Origin of the sequence: Achromobacter pulmonis, assembly GCF_902859765.1 — a bacterium.
In the GTDB taxonomy this organism is placed as follows: domain Bacteria; phylum Pseudomonadota; class Gammaproteobacteria; order Burkholderiales; family Burkholderiaceae_B; genus Achromobacter; species Achromobacter pulmonis.
The window spans coordinates 73,814-92,148 of record NZ_CADIJV010000009.1 but is presented as its reverse complement, the minus strand read 5'-3'; the positions used below and the strand labels follow the sequence as shown (position 1 = coordinate 92,148).

The following is an 18,335-nucleotide window of genomic DNA, read 5'->3' as shown; positions in this document are numbered from 1 at the left end:
CGCCCGCATCCGCGACTTTTTTTACTGTTTTTCGCGGCTGGGCCGTTTATCTAGTTTATGAAGAGCCCATCATGCCCCCCGTGAACCGCTCCGGCCGCGAACGACGCCTGCGCCGACAGGCCAGCCTCTGGGCGCTGCGCCTGGCCAGCGGCGCGCTGGCGCCGGCCGAGAAGCGCCGCCTGGACCGTTGGCTGGCGCGCGACTCGCGCCACGGCCCGGCCCTGGCCGACGCCGAGATGGCCTGGGCCTTGGCGGGGCAATGCCGCGATCTGGCCCTGTTCGCGCAGCCGGTGCCCCGGCCGCAGCGCTCGCCTTGGCGCGCCTGTGTCGCGTCATGGTGGCGGGCGGGCCGCATGGCGCCCCGGCGGCCCGCGGTCGTGATGGCGGGCGTGGCCCTGGCGGTCGCGGGGTCGATCGGCGGGCCGGAGGTGGCGGCGCCCTGGCTGGCAGACTATCGCAGCGCGGTCGGTGAAATCCGATCCTTCGATCTTCCGGATGGCAGCCACGTGCTGTTGGGCAGCAACAGCGCGCTCGACGTGGAATACGACGCCACGACCCGCCGGGTCCGGCTGCTGCGCGGCGAAGCGGTGTTCGCGCCCGCGCCCACGGGCGCGGCCGAACTGCGCCGGTTCGTGGTGGCGACGGCCGGCGGCAGCATGACCGCGCTGGGTACGCGCTATGCCGTGCGTCGTCGCGATGCGGGCCATGCCTGGATCGGCGTGTTGCAGCATCGTGTCGAGGTGACGCTGGACCGGGCGCCCGCCTCGGGCGACGCCCGCGCAACGCTGGCGGACGGAGAAAGCGCCACCTATAGCCACGCCGATGGCATCCTGCGTAACGGAAAAGCGCCCGCGCTCGGCGCCGCCTGGGCCGAGGGCTATCTGGTCTTCGATGGCGAGCCCCTGGCTCAGGCCCTGCAACGCATCGGCGAGTTCAAGCCGGGCCAACTGATCCTGGCGAATCGCGGCGCTGCCCGCCTGCCCGTGCATGCGCTGTTCCATCTGGACAATCTCGAAGGCGCGCTGGCCACGCTCTGTGCCGAGATGCATCTGAAGCGGTTGCGGTTGCCGGGAGTGGTGTTGCTGTACTGAATCCCAGCGCCCTGGACAGGGTTCGCAGAGCGCGGCACAAGCGCTGGTTGGTCTGGCATGCCCGCCTGTTCGCGGGCCGGCGCCGCACGCAAAAGTTCCGGTAAACCTAAGACGAAATCCGTTCGGTTCGTCGGCGCTTCCCTAGGGGGACTGTCCTTTTTCCAACTTTTTTTACTGTAGTTCGCTTCTCATCCGTTAATGGTAATGATGCGCGTTTGCATCGGCAGAAACTGAAGATGACATGAAGCGAAGACTGATCAATGCCCGCGTGGCGGGCCGCATGATGGGAGCAGGGCTGCTCGCAATGCCTTGCGTGGTAACCGTGTGGGCGCAGTCGCCGACGCCGGTGGCGGCGGGGCAACCCGGTCACCAGGACCGCAAGGACGCCGCCGCGCAGTCACGCACCTTCGATGTCCCGGCCCAACCCATGGCGCAAGCAGTATTGGCGTTTGCGCGCCAGGCCGGCGTCGATCTCTATGTGGGGGACGTCGATCTTTCCGCATACACAAGCGCCGCTCTCCAGGGCGCCTACAGCCCTGTCGCGGCGCTGGCCCATCTGCTGGGCAGCAGCCCCATCGGCTATCGGGTATCGGAAGGCAGCGGACGCATGAGCTTTCGGTTGGTCGATAACAGCCAGGCCGGACGTGCCGAGGTTTACTCAATGACGCCTGTCGTCGTCCAGGGCAATACCGTCAACGAGCGCGTCTACCAGGCCCCCCGCGCCGTCAGCATCGTCACGCGCGAAGAGATGGACCGCGTCCCGGTGCGCCACGCCGCCGAACTCATCCAGGATACCCCCGGCGTCGCCAGCGCCGTCAACCGCCAGAACCCCGGCCTGTCGATCAACATCCGCGGCATGCAGGACTTCGGGCGCGTCAACATGATGATCGACGGCATGCGCCAGGACTTCGTGCAGAACGGGCACATGCAGCGCAATGGAGAAATGTATGTCGATTCGGAATTGCTGTCCGAGGTGCAGGTAGAGCGGGGCGTGGTGCGCGGGGTGCATGGCACCGGCGCGATGGCGGGAAGCGTTGACTTTCGCACGCTGGATTTCGGGGATGTGCTGCGGGAGGGCAGGGATATCGGTTGGCGGCTGCGCGGTACGTCCGGGATGGGCTATCAGGGCAACGGCGTCAACTTTCTGGGCAGCGCGGCGGGCGCGGCGCGCGCGGGTGAAAACCTGGAAGTGATGGCGGCGGTGTCGCGGCGGTCGATCGGGGATTATCGGATTGGTACGCGCGGAGGAATCGAGGGCCAGAATTCAGTTTGGTTCAATGGCGGAAAAATCGAGTTCAACGATGTGAAGTTTGCCGCGCAAGAACAGGACTCCAGTCTGTTCAAGGCACGCTGGAAGCTGAGCAATGATCAGTCGCTGTTGTTCAGCTACGTTGGCACGCGAGTCGGATACTCCTACACCACTGATGCCGACATGTCGGTACAGGAGAGTGGCACTCCTTGGCGCAAGATGGGAACTTCGAAGGCTCATTCAAACAGCTACGCCCTCGATTACAAGATCAAGCCGGTGGGCAACCTTTTACTGGATTTAAAAGCGAAGATTTATGGGGTCGAAACAAATGTTGAGAATTACACGATGCCAACTTATCCAGGCTCCAGATTTGATGGCGGGTTCACAGACGCGGCAAAGATCCGAGAGAATATTGACAATGAGTACTGGGATAGCGGCACTTGTGAGAAGCCCAATAAAACTCCCTACGCGCTTGACGTTTGCAGGCAGTACGGTGTGGGCCGGAATAATCGTCTGTCTACCCAGACCCAAGGATTTCAGCTCGACAACACATCGCGTTTCATGTTCGGGGCGAGAACGCTTAGCGCCAACTACGGCGTAGAGTATTTCACTGACCATACGACTTCGAACCAGCGGTGGAATCACGACGGTCGCGAGGTGCGCCCCATTGGCACAACAGGTAAGGACGCGCTCAATCCCCAAGGCCGTCGCAGCATGGGGAGCATCTTCGCAGAGCTGAAGCTGGAAGACGATTTTTTCACAGTATCGGCCAGCCTTCGTTACGAGCGCTACGGACTCAAGGGCAAGACGCAAGTTCCCGGTAAGCAAACTATCCACCTATCCAGGCTCGACAAATTTGCAAAAGAAATGTGCGCGTATGGCGCCTTTCCAGGGCTGGCGCCGAACGAAAACCCGCGCAGTCAGGTTCAGGCTGTTTACGGGCCAGGTTGCCGTTTAGCGTTGGCTGGCGACGAATCGGCCATCGCTGCTTGGTGGGCCGATGTGCCGACGTACGTCGATCAACGTGGAAGAACGAGGAACTTCTACATACCTGGCGGACGTAGATCCACCGACTACGAAAAGGAGTTCCAGCCTGAGGATCTGAACGATCAGAACGCCTTGTATGACTACGACGTGAATCGTAGTGCAGGGATGCTGCTGCCCTCGGTGGCTGGCGCGGTTCGGCCAACCAATTGGCTGGAACTGTACGGGAGCTGGGGTAAGTCCTGGAGGCCTCCCGCCATCAACGAAATGCTGATGGTGGGCAATCATCCTAAAGACGGCTTTGCCACCATTTTCCCTAATCCGAATGCCGAGCCGGAAACTTCGCGGACCTGGGAGGTAGGCGCCAACACCATATTTCAGGACATCGCGTTGGATGGCGACAGCTTGTTGGTAAAGGCGGGTTACTTCGATACGAGGGCGGATAACTATCTTTTTTCGTCCATGGACGTCATTTTGCCCGGCTCCAACCTGGAAAGGTTGCCGTTGCCAGGCACAACGGCCTTCGTCAACAACCGCAACCGTACGAAGTTTCGCGGCTTGGAGCTTGAGGGGCGTTATGAGGCTGGCTGGATCTACGGGGGGGCGAGCTATACCCATTATCTAGGCGGCCCCAACAAGTTCTGCGAAGACCTTTACTTCCTGGGGTCGGGCGAAAACAAATTCGACCGCCCGAATGCAGACGGAAGCTATTCAGTCGAGCATCAGAAAGCCCTCGCGCGTGGATATGAATCGTGGCGAGCTTGGGCTGATGATCAGGTCGTCTGCGACAACTTCGTCTTCAACAGTGCGATCGCCAAGCCGGTGGATAAAGGCACGTTGCTGGTCGGCGTGCGCTTGCTGGAGCGCAAGCTGGACACCGGCGTGAGATTCAACTACAGCGGTGACGGTTGGTACAACCGCGATTCTGGCGGTTCCCAGGTTTGGTTTAAGTACACGACTTGGGACTGGTATGCCAGTTATCAAGCCAATGACAACGTCAAGCTTATGGCGTCAGTCGAGAACATCACCAATCGCATGTATGTCGACGGATATTCCGATGCGATGGCTCGCACATTCGCGCCGGGGCGCTCCGTTGCGTTGGGCATGGAGGTTCGCTTTTAGGCAGGTAGTTGCTCGGGTGGGAGTATGCCTACCCGAGAAAGGGACATGCGGATTTTCCGCATGTGCGACGTACACATAGTGCGGCGCTTTTTGGGGTCGGGGATTCACCCCGGCAATTGGTAATAAACGGAGCATGACAATGTCTGCACAAGTAAGCTTTATCGATATCAGCCACCTTCCCACGGGGATCACCTTGGAGAGTTCGTTGGAGCTCATGCTGGACGCGTTCCAGAATGGTGGCGTTGCCGGTGAGCACACCAACGTTCCCAATAAGGGCGGATTCTTCGGTGGCAACGCCTTCAACGGCACTGACTATGGCTATGTCAGCAAAGCGGTTGCCAACTACGCCTTCGTGGCTTCGGGTGACTTGCACTACTTCTTCCCTCCATACAGCGGCCACGCAGGCGATGGCCCGACCGCGCACACAGTGTGGGGTTCATTGGATTCCATCACCTTGGGCGGTGGCCTGGACGGAGCCGGGCATGTGGTGGACCCGCTCATTACGTTTACTTTCGATCAGCCTATCGAGGGTGACGTTGCCGATGGACGTGGCAACGAAGTGCATGACATCGTTTGGGGCTTGATGAACGGTTCGGTTGCTGGCACGCCAGACAAGATCAGCCACATCACGAACGGAGGTTTGGTCGACGCCTTGGAACAGAACGGGATGGATATGCACACCTCCATCGCCGACCTCGTCGGCCACAACTTCGCCACCGAAGCCGACCTCGCCCTGGCGGCATAACCCTTCCGTGAGTTTCCCCGCGGCTTCTCGGCCACGCGGTTCACGGTCGCGGCGGGCCTATCCCCCGCCGCGACCGTCTTTTTGTTTATTCATTCGCGACTCCCGGCTGCCAGCCGGACAAGGACACACCACCATGCAGCAAGACCAGAAGCGCGCGGGCGCGGCACCGGAAGGGGGCGCGTTGGAGATCAAATCTCTGCTGGCGCGCTTTCGCACCGGCTGGGTCAGCGTGGCGGCCTTCAGCGTTGCCGCCAACCTGCTGATGCTGGCGCCGTCGCTCTACATGCTGCAGGTGTACGACCGTGTGCTGGCGTCTGGCAACGTCTTCACCCTGGTCATGCTGAGCCTGATGATCGTCGGGCTGCTGGCGTTGATGGGCGCGCTGGATTACGCGCGCAGCGCGGTCATCATCCAGATCGGCGCGCGCTTTGACGCGGCGCTGGCGGGGCGTGTGCATGAAGCGGCGTTCCAGCGCGGCCTGGCGGGCGTGCCCGCCAACGCGGGGCAGGCGGTCAGCGACCTGAACACGGTGCGCCAGTTCCTGACCGGCAGCGCGGTGTTCGCGTTCTTCGATGCGCCGTGGTTTCCGCTGTTCCTGCTGGTGATGTTCCTGTTCCATCCGTGGATGGGAACGCTGGCGTTGGCGGGCGCCGTGGTTCTGGTGGCGCTGGCGTGGCTCAACGAGCAGGTGTCGCGCAAGCTGCTGGCCGAGGCGGGCGGGCTGTCGGTGCGGGCGGGCATCGAGGCCGAAGGGCAGTTGCGCAATGCCGAGGCGATCCAGGCCATGGGCATGCTGGCGCGGCTGCGGTCGCGCTGGCAGCGGTTGCACGTGGGCTACGTTCGGCGCCAGGGGTTGGCGAGCCGCCGTTCGGCGATGATTGCCAGCATGTCCAAGACGGTGCGCCTGGCGCTGCAATCGCTGGTGTTGGGCCTGGGCGCGTGGCTGGTGCTGCAGAGCCATGTCAGCGCCGGCATGATGATCGCGGGATCGATCCTGATGGGGCGGGTGCTCAGCCCCATCGACCAGGTGATCGGCGCGTGGCGGCAATGGGCGGGCACGCGGCTGGCGTGGCGGCGCCTGCAGGACCTGCTGGAAACGTATCCGCGGCAGCCCGCCGGCCTGACGCTGCCCGAGCCGACGGGCGCGCTGCGGCTGGAGGGGGTGACGGTGACGCCGCCCGGCGCGGCGCAGCCGACGTTGGTGAACGTGTCGTTCGCGCTGGAGCCGGGGCAGGTGCTGGGCGTGATCGGGCCGTCCGGCGCGGGCAAATCGACGCTGGCGCGATTGGTGGCTGGCGTCTGGCCGGCGCGGCTGGGCGCGGTGCGGCTGGACGGCGCCGACCTGCGGCAATGGGAACGCACGCGGCTGGGAGAATGGTTGGGCTATGTGCCGCAGGACGTCGAGCTGTTCTCGGGGACGGTGGCCGAGAACATCGCCCGCTTTCCCGATCCGGACAGCGACGGCGAGGAGCTGGCGCGGCGCGTCATCGAGGCCGCCCGGCTGGCCGGGGCGCACGACATGATCCTGGCCTTGCCGCGCGGCTATGACACGCCGCTCGGCACCGGCGGCCAGGGGCTGTCGGGCGGGCAACGCCAGCGTATCGCGCTGGCCCGCGCGCTGTATGGCACGCCGCGCCTGGTGGTGCTGGACGAGCCCAATGCCAGCCTGGACGAGGTTGGCGAGCAGGCCTTGCTCGATGCGTTGGGGCGGTTGCGCGAGATCGGCGCGACGGTGGTGCTGGTGACGCACCGGCCCAAGGTGCTGGCGGCCACGACCCATCTGCTGCTGCTGCGTGACGGACGCGCGCAGCGCTTTGGCGCGACCAGCGAGGTGTTGCGGCCGCCGCCGGAAGGCGCGGGCGGGACGCAGGCCCCGGCGGCCTTCCGGCCGAATGGGCCCGACGCGATGGCACCTTCTGGTCGGCCGGCGGGGGCGGCTGGCATGGCGGGCGAGGCCGGGTCCCGCGGCGCGGCGTCCGCATCGTCTGCGCGCAGGCCGGCATCGGTGACGCAGGCGTATCCCTTGGCCGGCGGGGCGTTTGCGGGCCAGTTCTCCGGAGGCAAGGCATGACCGGACGCACCGAAGGCAATCGCGTGCGGGTGTTGCGGCCCGAGCGCGACAGCGGCGAATCCAACGCGGTCGATCCGATGGCTACCGCCGGGTGGTCGGCGCGTTTCGGCTGGTGGGTGCTGGCGTTGGGCTTTGGCGGCTTTCTGGCGTGGGCCGCGTGGGCGCCGCTGGACAATGGCGTGGCGATGCCGGGCATCGTGGTGGTGACCGGCGAACGGCAGGCCGTGGACAGCATCGAAGGCGGCGTGGTCAGCGCCTTGCTGGTGGCCGAGGGCGATACCGTGCAAGCCGGCCAAGCCCTGGTGCGGCTGGACGATACGCGGGTCCGCGGCGAGGCGCGCAGCCTGCGCACGCAGTTGGCGGCCGTGACCGCCCGCGAGGCCCGTCTGCTGGCCGAGCGCGATGGTCGCGACGACCTGGCATCGCCAGCCGAGCGCGCGGATGCCGACGCCATCGCTGCCCTGGAAATGGAACGCCAGTTGTTCGCCAGCCGCCGCGCGGCGCTGGCGGGCGAACTGGCCAGCATCCAGGCCACGCTGTCCGGCAGTCGCGCCCTGGCCGGCGGCCTGGAGGCAACGCTGGCGCACAAGCGCACGCAGCGCGCCCTGCTGCGCGAGCAGTTGGGCAATCTGCGCGAGTTGGCCCGCGAGGGCTATGTGCCGCGCAATCGGGTGCTGGAACTGGAGCGGTCCCTGGCGCAACTGGATGGCGACATGGCGACGGACCTGGGCACGCTGGGTCAGACGCGCCAGCAGATCGCCGAACTGGGCGTGCGCGCGCAGCAGCGGCGCGATGCGTTCCAGCGCGAAGTGCGCACGGATCTGGCGGAAACCCGGGTGCAGCGCGAACAGTTGGCGCAGAAACTGGACACGGCGCGGTTCGATCTGGCGCACAGCGAGATCCGCGCGCCGGCCAGCGGCACTGTGGTGGCCCTGGCGATCCATACGGTCGGCGGCGTGGTGCAGCCGGGTTCGCGCCTGATGGAGATCGTGCCGCGGGACCAGCCGCTGGTGGTGGAGGGGCGCCTGCCGGTGGAGTCCATCGACAAGGTGCATGCCGGCCTGCCGGTGGAGCTGATGTTCACGGCTTTTGACGCCAGCCGCACGCCGCGCCTGGAGGGGGCGGTGACGCTGGTGTCGGCCGACCGTTTCGAGGACGAGCGCAGCGGCCGGCCCTATTACCGCCTGCGCGCGGATGTGGCGCCGGGGCAGTTGCGCCGTATCGGCGACGCGCCGCTGCAAGCGGGCATGCCGGTGGAGGTGTTCGTGCGCACGGGCGAGCGTTCGCTGTTGAACTACCTGTTCAAGCCCTTGCTCGATCGCGCGCGGCTGGCGTGGGGGGATGCATGAGCCGTTTGTCGAGACGGGCCGCGGCATGGACGCTGGCGTGGGGGATGCTGCTGCCGGTGGGCGCGGGCGCACAGGCGCTGGATTTTCGGCAGGCGTACGCCATGGCGCTGGGCGCTGACCCGACTTGGCAGGCGGCGCGGGCGCGCGAGCGGGCCGATGCCGAGGAGTTGGCGCTGGGCCGCAGCGGCCTGTTGCCCAGCCTGAGCTATCACTACAGCCGGGCCCGCAACGACACCACGTCGCGCCAGCAAAGCCGTTGGGGCACGTTGGAGCAACGGTCGCGCTATGGCAGCTATGCCTCGGGCTTCACGCTCAGCCAGCCGCTGTTCGACGCGGCGGCGTTCGCGCAGTACCAGGCGGGACGCGAACGCGCCGAAGCCGCGGGCCTGACCCTGGCGCGCGCCCGGCAGGCGCTGGCGGTGCGCGTGTTGCACGCCTACACCGCCGTGCTGGCGGCGCAACGGGCGCTGGCGCTGACGCAGGCGCAGGGCCGTTCGCTGCAAGAGGACGCCCGCCGCAGCGCGCGCTTCGTGGCGGCCGGGCAGGGCACGCGTACCGACCAGCTTGAGATCGAGGCGCGCGCCAATGTGGTCCAGGCGCAGGAGATCGAGGCGCGGGACCAGTTGCGCGAGGCGCGCAATGCGTTGCGCGCCATCGTCGGGCCGGCGTTGGCGGATCGGCCGCTGGCGCCGGTGGACCTGGGCGGGTTGGCCCGGTTGGCGGTGGACGAGCATGATCTGGCGGGATGGCGCGCGCTGGCGCTGGACGGCAATCCGGAAATCCAGGCGCAGCGCCACTTGCTGCAGGCCAGCCGTCAACGCTACGAAGCCGCCCGCGCCGGACACCTGCCCACCGCGCGCTTGTATGCCCGCAAGCAGTTGACCAACTCCAACGGCGAGAACCAGATCGGCCAACGCTACGACAGCGGGTCGGTCGGCATCGAGGTCAGCATTCCGCTGTACTCGGGCGGAAGAACCTCGGCGGCCAGCGGGCAGGCCCTGGCCGAGCAGGAGGAAGCGCAGCACAAATTGCAGGCGGCCACCTGGGCGCTGCTCGATGATCTGGAGCGGCAGTTCCACACCTTCGCCAGCAGCGGCCAGCGTATCGCGGCCTACCAGCAGGCGGCCGATGCCGCCGGCCTGCGCGTGCAAGCGACGCGGCGCAGCGTGCAGGGCGGCGAGCGCACCAACCTGGATGTGCTGGATGCCGAACGGCAGCGCTTCGAGGCGCTGCGCGACCTGGACCGCGCGCGCTATGACCATCTGCTGTCCTGGCTGACGCTGCGCTGGCAGGCCGGCGTGCTGGATGACGCGGACGTGGCGCGCGTGGGGACGTTGTTCGTGGCGGGCTGAGGCGGGCTTGCCACGGCGGGCCAGGACCGGCTTGGTTCGCAATGGGCCGGGCGCGCGCTCGGGCCGACTGGTTGGCGCTTTCCGGCCGCGTATCCGCGCCCGGGTTACTTCAACGGCGGCAATGGCAACAGCCGCCGCGAGATGGCCTGCATGGCGGTCGCCAGTTGCGCCGCCAGCGCCTGGGCGGCTGGCGATAGCGAGCGGTCGCGCCGGTGCAGCAGGCCGATGGCGCGCCGCGCCGAGGCGTCGCACAGGGGCGCGGCGCGCAGGCCGGCCAGGTTCAGTTCCGGTAATGCCAGGCGCGGCAACACACTCACGCCCAGGCCCTGGCGCACCATGCCGGCCGCGGTACCCATGTTGGTGACGTCATAGCGCAGGGCGGTGGCGGGCGCGCCGGTTTCCTCGCGCACCGCGCGGTCGAACTGCTGGCGGGCATTGGAGCCCTGCGACAACAGGATCAGGTCGTAACGCAGCACGTCGCGCCAATGCAGCGGGCCGCGCTTGCGGTCCAGGCGATGGCCTTCCGGGTAGATGGCGCAGAAGCAGTCCTCGGCCAGCGCCGTGAACGACAGGTCCGGCGCCGGCTCGGCCAGCGCGCCGACGGCGAATTCGATCTGGTTGGTGCGCAGCATGGCCACCAGCTCGTCGTTGTGGGCCTCGACCACCCGCACCTTCAATGCCGGATGCCGTTGCCGCAGCGCGCCGGCCGCCACGGGCAGCAGCGCCAGCGCGGTGGAGGGCAGCGCGCCCAGCGTGACGTTGCCGCGCCGCACCGCCGCCAGGTCCGCCAGGCTGCGGTAGGCTTCTTCCAGGTCGGCGATGGGGCGCTGCACCCGGGCATGGAAATCCTGCCCGGCCGAGGTCAGGCTGATGCTGCGGGTGGTGCGTTCGAACAGCCGCAGGCCGAGCACGTCCTCCAGGTCCTGGATCAGCGCGGTGAATGAGGGCTGCGTCACGCCCAGTTGGTTGGCGGCGTGGGAGAACGAACCGCTATCCACCGCCAGCAGAAAGGCCTTGAGCGGCCGGTACTTGATATTCATAGCCATAAGCTAAGAATATAAGAAAAATATCGAATTGTGCCTAATAGTTGACCGGCCGATGATGCGTCTACCGAAGACCTCTGGATTGCCCGACCCTTATGCACGCATCGAGCCACAAGCCCTTCCGGCTGGGCGCCGAATGGCGCCACAGCCAGGACGGCGACGCCGTCATCACTTCCATCAATCCCGCCGACGGCCGTGTCGCCGGCATCGTCACGCGCGCCCTGCCGCGCGACGTGGACAGCGCCGTGGCCATCGCCTGGGACGCGTTCCAGCGCCAGCCCTGGCGCAAGCTGCGCCCCGACCAGCGCGCCAACACGCTGTACGAGATCGGCCGCCGCCTGGCCGCCGAGCGCGAGCCGCTGGCGCGGCTGCAGATGCAGGACAGCGGCAAGCCGTGGAAGGAATGCCTGCACATGGTCGACAGCGCGGCCGGGCATTTCCGCTATTACGCCGCCGTCTGCGAGACCTGGCAGAACGAGATGACCTCGCCGCGCGGCGAGTATTTCTCGATGGCGCTGGCCGAGCCGTTCGGTGTGATTGCGGCCATCACGCCGTGGAACTCGCCCATCATGAACGAGGCGCAGAAGGCCGCGCCGGCCCTGGCGGCCGGCAATGCGGTGCTGCTCAAGCCGTCCGAGGAAACCCCCCAACTGGCGCTGGAACTGGCCCGCATCTGCGCCGAGGCCGGCCTGCCCGAAGGCATGCTGACGGTACTGCCCGGCCACGGCGAAGATGTCGGCGCCGCACTGGTCAAGCATCCCGGCGTGCGCATGGTGTCGTTCACCGGCGGCACCGAGACCGGCCGCGCCATCGGCGGCATCGCCGGCCAGCGCCTGATTCCGGTCGGCCTGGAGCTGGGCGGCAAGTCGCCGCACATCGTGTTCGACGACGCCGACCTGGACCGCGCCGTGGCCGGCGTGGTGTCGGGCATCTTCGGCTCGGCGGGCCAGAGCTGCGTGGCGGGTTCGCGCCTGTTCGTACAGAAGTCGATCTACGGCCGCTTCATGGATGCGCTGGTGGCGCGCACGCGCCAGGTGCGGGTGGGCCTGCCCGATGATCCGGCCACGCAGATGGGGCCGCTGGTGTCGCGCGCGCATCGCGACAAGGTCGCCGCCTATGTCGACATCGGCCGTGCAGAAGGCGGCTGCGTGCTGGCCGGCGGCGCCGCGCCGGACCGCGCCGAGCTGGCCCATGGCTGGTTCTATCTGCCCACCGTGATCGACGGGCTGGGCAACGGCGCGCGGGTCTGCCAGGAAGAGATTTTCGGACCGGTGCTGGTGGCGCTGCCGTTCGCGGACGAGGACGACGTGATCCAGCAGGCCAACGACACGCCCTTCGGCCTGGCCGCCGGCATGTGGACCGGCGACTACGCCCGCGCCTGGCGCGTGGCGCGCGAGATCGAAGCCGGCTCGGTCTGGATCAATACATACAAGCAATCGCATATCGCCACGCCGTTCGGCGGCTTCAAGGCCAGCGGCATCGGGCGCGAGAAAGGCCTGCACGGCCTGCGCCTGTACAGCCAGGTCAAGAGCCTGTACTGGGGCATGCACAATCAACCGATGGGACTGTGAAGCACATGACGACTGACAATAAAAACGCGGCGCTGCCGCTGGCCGATGCCCGCATCCTGATCGCCGGCGCCGCCAGCCTGGTGGGCTCGCACACCGCCGACGCGCTGCTGGCCGCCGGCGTGCGCGAAGTGATCCTGCTGGACAACTTCGCCTTCGGCACGCCCGAGGCCATCGCCCACCTGCAAGGCAATCCGCGCGTGAAAGTGGTGCGCGGCGACCTGATGCGCCTGCCCGACCTGCTGGCCGCGACCGAGGGCGTGGACGGCGTGCTGCACCTGGCGGCCTACATGACGCTGGGTTTCGCGCAGACGCCGTGGCAGGCGGTGGACGTGAACATCCGCGGCGCGCAGAACATGCTGGAAGCGTGCCGCGCCAATCAGGTCAGGAAATTCGTGTTCGCCTCGTCCAACGCGGTCTACGGCTACGGCAGCGGCATTGCCGGCGCGCTGGTCGAGAACGGCCCGTTCCATTCCGTCGGCGCGCCGCCCGCCGCGATCCTGTACGGCGCGTCCAAGATCATGGGCGAGCAGCTATGCCGCCAGTATTACCAGAAGAGCGGCCTGGACTATGTGGTGCTGCGCTATTCCACCGTCTATGGCGAGCGCCAGCACTACCGCGCCGCCAATTCGCTCTACATCATGGAAACCTACGACCGTGTGCGCCGGGGCGAACGCCCCGTGCTGCCGGGCGACGGCACCGACACCAAGCACTTCGTGCATGTGTCGGACGTGGCGCGCGCCAACGTCGCCGCGTTCCAGAGCGGCGCCACCGACGTCGCGGTGAACGTGTCCGGCCCCGCGCCCATCACCACCGGCGAGCTGGTGCGGCTGGTGTTGGACTACTGCAAAAGCGACCTGGAACCGGAGATCCGGCCAGACCCGCCGGGCACCGTGCGCCTGACCTCGGGTGGGGCATTTCATATTCCGCATGACCTGGCCGGGCGGCAGATCGGCTGGCAGCCGCAGGTGGACATGGCCGAAGGCGTGACGCGCCTGCTGGCATGGCGCGAGGCGCAGGAAGGGAGCACGGGAACCATTTGACCCGGGGCGGCCGTCGCAGCCGTCCCGCGTGACGGGCCGGCGCGTCCGGCCCATCACAACGCATAACAACAGCAGTAACCCACACAGGAGACAACCATGTTCTTTACCCGCAAGGCGGCCGCTCGCGCCGCGCTGTCCGTGGCCGCGCTGTGCGCCGCATGGCCGGCCTGGGCCTGGCCCGACCATCCCATCGAACTGGTGGTGGGTTTCGCGCCCGGGGGCGGCACCGACCTGACGGCCCGTTCGCTGGCGGTGTTCCTGGAAAAGGAGCTGGGCGCCACCGTCGTGGTGCAGAACAAGCCGGGCGCATCCAGCGCCATCGCGCTGTCGTACGTGGCGCGCGCCAAGCCCGATGGCTATACGCTGGCGATGACCAACATGCCCGGGCTGGTGTCGCTGCCGATCGAGCGCAAGGCCGGCTTCACCACTGGCGACTTCACGTACTTGGCCAACCTGGTGCGCGACCCGAGCGCCTTCAGCGTCGCGGCCGATAGCCCCTACCAGACGCTGGATGCCTTGATCAAGGCGGCGCGCGAGAAGCCCGGCACGATCAGCTATGGCTCGACCGGCGTCGGCACCGACGACCACCTGGCGCTGGTGCTGTTCCAGAACCTGACCGGCACCAAACTCAACCATGTGCCCTACAACGGCGCGGGGCCGCTGCGCAGCTCGGTGCTGGGCGGGCACACCGTGATCGGCGGCCTGAACCTGGGCGAAGTCATGCCCTATCACGGCAAGAACATGCGCGTGCTGGCCCAGGCCAGCGAAACGCGTTCGCCGCTGGGGGCGGACGTACCGACGTTCAAGGAGCTGGGGGTGAACCTGGTGTTCGCCTCCGAGCGCGGCATCGTCGCGCCGAAGGGGCTGCCGGCGGATGTTGCCGAGAAGCTGCGCCAGGCCTTGGGCAAGGTGGCCGCCAATCCGGAATTCCAGGCGCAGATGAAGCAGCAGTTCACCGAGATGGATTATCTGGATGGGCCGCAGTGGCAGGAGCGGTTGAAGCAGGATGATGGGCGGCTGCGGAAGATCTGGGCGAGCACGCCTTGGGTGGAGTAGGGCGCTGGACGCTGTTGCCGCGATGGCGGTGACGTGCTCCGGTTCGCGGGACGCGGGCCAGGGTTTGGGAACTGGTCTGAATTGCGGCTTTTTTTTACTGTAAATCGCGGCTCAACCGTTTATGTCTATAGACGGTCGCCTGCGTGCCTGCGGGCGGCTAGTGATGATCCGCGATCAGGAGCCGCATCATGGGCGTACCCACACTTGGCGCTATCACCGTTGTTGGAACCTGGCCTCCCAACCCGCCGACATGGGGACCTTTCGGGGTGTGGGATTGGTACTGGGACTGGTACAGGGAGAGCGAGGGGGATTGGTACGGGAGGTGGGATGGAGAAGGGTTCGTTATTCAAGACCCCGAGCCGCGCAGCACCGCCCCTGATTCATCCGCGCCTGCCGCCGCACCTGAGCCGCCTGCTCCGGTTGTAGCCCCCGCACCTGTACCGTCCAATTGGGGAGGGCCAGCGTTGGAGTCTGGGCTGTGGTACATGGCGGAGAACGATATGTACCACTATGAGCGTTCTCTCGACATCCCCATTCCTGGCATAGATAGATTCATCGTTGAGGTGCTTCCTGGAATAAAGGACTATTACCTTTCCCACTACGCCGATGAATCCAGGCATTACCGCGATCCGGCATCCACTGGCGGCATGGCGGCATCGGTGGTCAGTGCGGAGGTGCCGGAAACAAGCAAGTTGCTGAAGTATGTTGGTCAATTGTTGCAGAGCAGTCTGGATGAGAAGGCTTTCAATACCTTGAAGTGGATGTCCCGCAAGAATAATTTTCTAATTCAAGGTTTGTTCAGTTGGAGCGCCATTCAGAAGGATATCGCCGCCGGTATATCGCCTAAGGTTGCAATAGGTTCCGAGGCGGCGCTGTTCACGTTTAATCTCGGAGCGTCATGGCTACTAGCTGGCGCGGCGGGCGCTGTTGGACTTACGGCGACCGCGCCAGCGGCCGTTGCGGCATCCATCATCATAGGCGTCGGTGTTGCCATTGGTTCAGATCGATTTGGATTCAAGGGCTGGGCCGCCGAATTGATCGATGACGCGCTCTCGAACGTGGATGCTATGTTTATCGATCATCCTTCGAGCGTGGATGATGTCTCTTCCGACCATCACACACCGTCGGCTGGCAGCGATTTGGACATGTCGTTCCAGCCTGTTGTGTATGCGCTCATGCAGCCAAGCGCACCTTCCGCCGACGATGGATTGACACAGTTTTCCGACTATCAGATCTATCTGGCAATGCGCGAGATCATCGAACATCCGGAGGCGTATCCGGACGCGGCCGCCATCCTGCCCGATATCCTCTCAAGCATTGCAGACGCCATTCCGCCCGAAGATCTGGCAGGCGCCGATCCGGTGGACGGCGATTCGAGTTTGAGGTCTCCGCCCGAAACGGTTCGCTATGTTGAGATTGAACCCGATAACGGCCTCAAGACATACGTTGTTGATGATGACCGTTCGTATCTGTTCGTCGGCGACGACACGCCAAACAAGATGGTCGGCGGCAAGGCCATCAACTGGTTCATGCCGAAGACCGATCATGGCGGTGCCAATACGGTCATTGGCAATCCGGACGGCTACAACGTGCTGGATTTTTCGTTGAACGAAACAGGCGTCGATATCTTCATACAAGGCAATGACCGTGTGGATGATCGGATCAAGGCCCAGGCCCAACTCCACGGAGTTAGCGCTGGCTGGTTCGAAGAGCGCTTTCTTACGCGCTACAACGCCCTGAAATTACTGCGAGGATGGTTTGCATCCGAAGCGTTGAATGCCGAATCTTCCGCGCCGTTCTCCGAGGATAGTTATCGAAACATCGACTACATCATCGGCAGCCGTCATGATGACATCATCATCGGCGATGCGCTCGGCGGCATGACGATAACCGGCGGGGCGGGCAACGATACCTTCGTGCTGCATGGCGGCGGCAATCGCCTGGTGTTCAACGATGGAGATTTCGCCGCGCCAGGAAGCGGGGAAATCACCACCAAGTTCATTCACGGCCTGACAACAGGTTCGGAGGCCGACCACTTCAACGTGCAGCGATACATACCCAATTTCCCGGCGTTGCATGACTATTACGGGTTTCACCTGGATCCCGATGTGCTGGATTTTTCCAGTCTGGATGGCGACGTCAACACCGATGGCCATCAGGCGATGCGGTTCATCGGAGAACTCGCGTTTACCGGCCATGCCGGCGAGCTTAGGTACGTGACGATGGATTCCCGGGGATCGAGCGTCCCGATTCAGACGCCTGATGACAGCTACTACGTCAGTACCACCGTGCGGTTGGAAGGCGACAGAACCGGCACTGGCAAGGCGGATTTCTTTATCGAATATACCAATTACCTCAACCCGTCCAACTATAACGAACAGCATTTTGCGCAGTTGATCGGAAATATCTATCCGTTCCTCGATAACGAGAATTTCTTTTTCGGATAACCGAGTTGTTCGGACGATTTTCTATCGAGGTGGAACATGGCATTGGGACCGAGAGGGCTGTTCGAAACCCTGGAAGACGGCACCATCATCTACTACGGCAAGATGGGTTGGAACAAGCCCGGCTACATCGTCGACGAAGCAACCATGGGGGCGATCCAGAGGCTGACTGCGGCGTCGACAGGTACGGCGATTCTGACCATTCCGGCTCTGTTTCGCGCCGGTTTTTTATGGCTGTCGCTGGCGCTGGGGATCATTCTGGTCGCGGTAACTCACATTCAACACAAAAAGCTTGTCAAAGACCTGCCGGTCTCCACGCTCCACTGCACGCCGGGGTTCAGACGGCGGTTTGTTTTGATAAGCCTGGACATGTCCTATTTCGTGCCGGTTTTGGGCCTGATCTTCGTTTGCCCATCGCTTGCGTGGATAGGTTGGAGCAGTCTGGATGACCCCGATATCAAGCCGGTATTGGCGTGGGCGGCATTGGCTGGCGGGGCTTTGGGATGGTTGTTCAGCGCCGCCATGTTGTCCGTCAAGGTCACGATGTCGGTGCGCCGCGTCAGGGCCTGGCTCAAAGCCCGCCGGAAGTGAGGTCCTTACTCCAACGGCAACGTCAACACCCCCTGCGTCGCCGGCCGCATCATCACGCGCCGATACCACGCCGACAGCGCCGGCGTGTCTGGCCGCTCGATCGGCAGCGCCAGCCAGCGGTGCGCCGAGCACACCAGGGCGATGTCGCCCATGGTCAGGTGGCGGCCGGCGATGAACTCGCGGCCTTGCAGCGCCTGGTCCAGGATCCGCGCGCGGGCATTGCTGCGCTTGACCGACAGCTCGATAGCGGCGTGGTCGCGTTTTTCTTCCGGCGTGCGGATCAGTCCCAGGAAGGCCGGGCCCATGGCGCCTTGCCATTCGGTGGTTTGCCAGTCCATCCAGCGGTCGGCGTCGGCGCGCAGACAGACGTCCTCGGGCCACAGGGTGCCGGCGCCGTAGCGGGCGGCCAGGTAGCGCACGATGGCGTTCGATTCCCACAGCACGAAGCCGCCGTCGTCGATGGCGGGCACGGTGCGGTTGGGGTTGATGCTGGCGTACTCGGGCGTGTCGACCACGCCGAACGGGCCGCCGGCCTCGATGAAGGTATGGGGCAGCGCCAGTTCGCGCACCGCCAGCATGACCTTCTGCACATTGACGGACGTCAGCCGTCCCCAGATCTTCAACATA

13 protein-coding genes are annotated in these 18,335 nt (G+C 65.3%); 11 read left to right on the top strand and 2 right to left on the bottom strand.

Annotated features, from left to right (window positions below):
* Positions 1 to 71 precede the first annotated feature (71 nt).
* From HV701_RS10240 to HV701_RS10215, 6 genes are all read left to right on the top strand, one after another.
* A complete protein-coding gene (locus tag HV701_RS10240; RefSeq protein WP_175132953.1) occupies positions 72 to 1,091 on the top strand; it encodes a FecR family protein in 1,020 nt (339 codons plus the stop codon).
* 241 nt (positions 1,092 to 1,332) lie between these two features.
* On the top strand, positions 1,333 to 4,446 hold the full coding sequence (locus HV701_RS10235; protein ID WP_254595153.1) for a TonB-dependent hemoglobin/transferrin/lactoferrin family receptor: 3,114 nt from the start codon (positions 1,333 to 1,335) through the stop codon (positions 4,444 to 4,446).
* A gap of 139 nt (positions 4,447 to 4,585) precedes the next feature.
* Positions 4,586 to 5,191: a heme acquisition protein HasA gene (locus tag HV701_RS10230; RefSeq protein ID WP_175132952.1), complete on the top strand. Its 606-nt coding sequence runs from the start codon at positions 4,586 to 4,588 to the stop codon at positions 5,189 to 5,191.
* A 133-nt stretch (positions 5,192 to 5,324) separates the two neighbouring features.
* The gene (locus HV701_RS10225) at positions 5,325 to 7,262 is read left to right on the top strand and encodes a type I secretion system permease/ATPase (protein WP_175132951.1); all 1,938 of its coding nucleotides are present in this window, start codon (positions 5,325 to 5,327) and stop codon (positions 7,260 to 7,262) included.
* Positions 7,259 to 8,611 (top strand): HlyD family type I secretion periplasmic adaptor subunit, encoded by a 1,353-nt coding sequence (locus tag HV701_RS10220; RefSeq protein ID WP_175132950.1) that lies wholly within the window; start codon positions 7,259 to 7,261, stop codon positions 8,609 to 8,611. The genes HV701_RS10225 and HV701_RS10220 overlap by 4 nt, the downstream gene beginning before the upstream one ends.
* Positions 8,608 to 9,963 (top strand): TolC family outer membrane protein, encoded by a 1,356-nt coding sequence (locus tag HV701_RS10215; RefSeq protein WP_175132949.1) that lies wholly within the window; start codon positions 8,608 to 8,610, stop codon positions 9,961 to 9,963. Before HV701_RS10220 ends, HV701_RS10215 begins: the two co-directional genes overlap by 4 nt.
* A gap of 104 nt (positions 9,964 to 10,067) precedes the next feature.
* On the opposite strand, the gene HV701_RS10210 is transcribed toward HV701_RS10215, so the two are convergent.
* Positions 10,068 to 11,003: a LysR family transcriptional regulator gene (locus HV701_RS10210; RefSeq protein WP_175132948.1), complete on the bottom strand. Its 936-nt coding sequence runs from the start codon at positions 11,001 to 11,003 to the stop codon at positions 10,068 to 10,070.
* Between the two features lie 98 nt (positions 11,004 to 11,101).
* Between HV701_RS10210 and HV701_RS10205 the strand changes: the two genes are divergently transcribed.
* The 5 genes from HV701_RS10205 (at position 11,102) to HV701_RS10185 (ending at position 17,708) form a co-directional block, all read left to right on the top strand.
* Positions 11,102 to 12,577, top strand: a complete 1,476-nt coding sequence (locus HV701_RS10205; RefSeq protein ID WP_175132947.1) for an aldehyde dehydrogenase — start codon at positions 11,102 to 11,104, stop codon at positions 12,575 to 12,577.
* Between the two features lie 5 nt (positions 12,578 to 12,582).
* Entirely contained in the window at positions 12,583 to 13,617 is a 1,035-nt protein-coding gene (locus tag HV701_RS10200; RefSeq protein ID WP_175132946.1) for an NAD-dependent epimerase/dehydratase family protein, read from the top strand.
* Between the two features lie 96 nt (positions 13,618 to 13,713).
* A complete protein-coding gene (locus tag HV701_RS10195) occupies positions 13,714 to 14,673 on the top strand; it encodes a tripartite tricarboxylate transporter substrate binding protein (RefSeq protein WP_175132945.1) in 960 nt (319 codons plus the stop codon).
* 500 nt (positions 14,674 to 15,173) lie between these two features.
* The gene (locus tag HV701_RS10190) at positions 15,174 to 17,120 is read left to right on the top strand and encodes a hypothetical protein (protein ID WP_254595152.1); all 1,947 of its coding nucleotides are present in this window, start codon (positions 15,174 to 15,176) and stop codon (positions 17,118 to 17,120) included.
* Positions 17,121 to 17,156: 36 nt separating this feature from the next.
* Positions 17,157 to 17,708 (top strand): hypothetical protein, encoded by a 552-nt coding sequence (locus tag HV701_RS10185; RefSeq protein ID WP_175132944.1) that lies wholly within the window; start codon positions 17,157 to 17,159, stop codon positions 17,706 to 17,708.
* Positions 17,709 to 17,713: 5 nt separating this feature from the next.
* Here HV701_RS10185 and HV701_RS10180 read toward each other — a convergent pair whose 3' ends face one another.
* The gene (locus HV701_RS10180; RefSeq protein WP_175132943.1) at positions 17,714 to 18,334 is read right to left on the bottom strand and encodes a glutathione S-transferase family protein; all 621 of its coding nucleotides are present in this window, start codon (positions 18,332 to 18,334) and stop codon (positions 17,714 to 17,716) included.
* Position 18,335 lies beyond the last annotated feature (1 nt).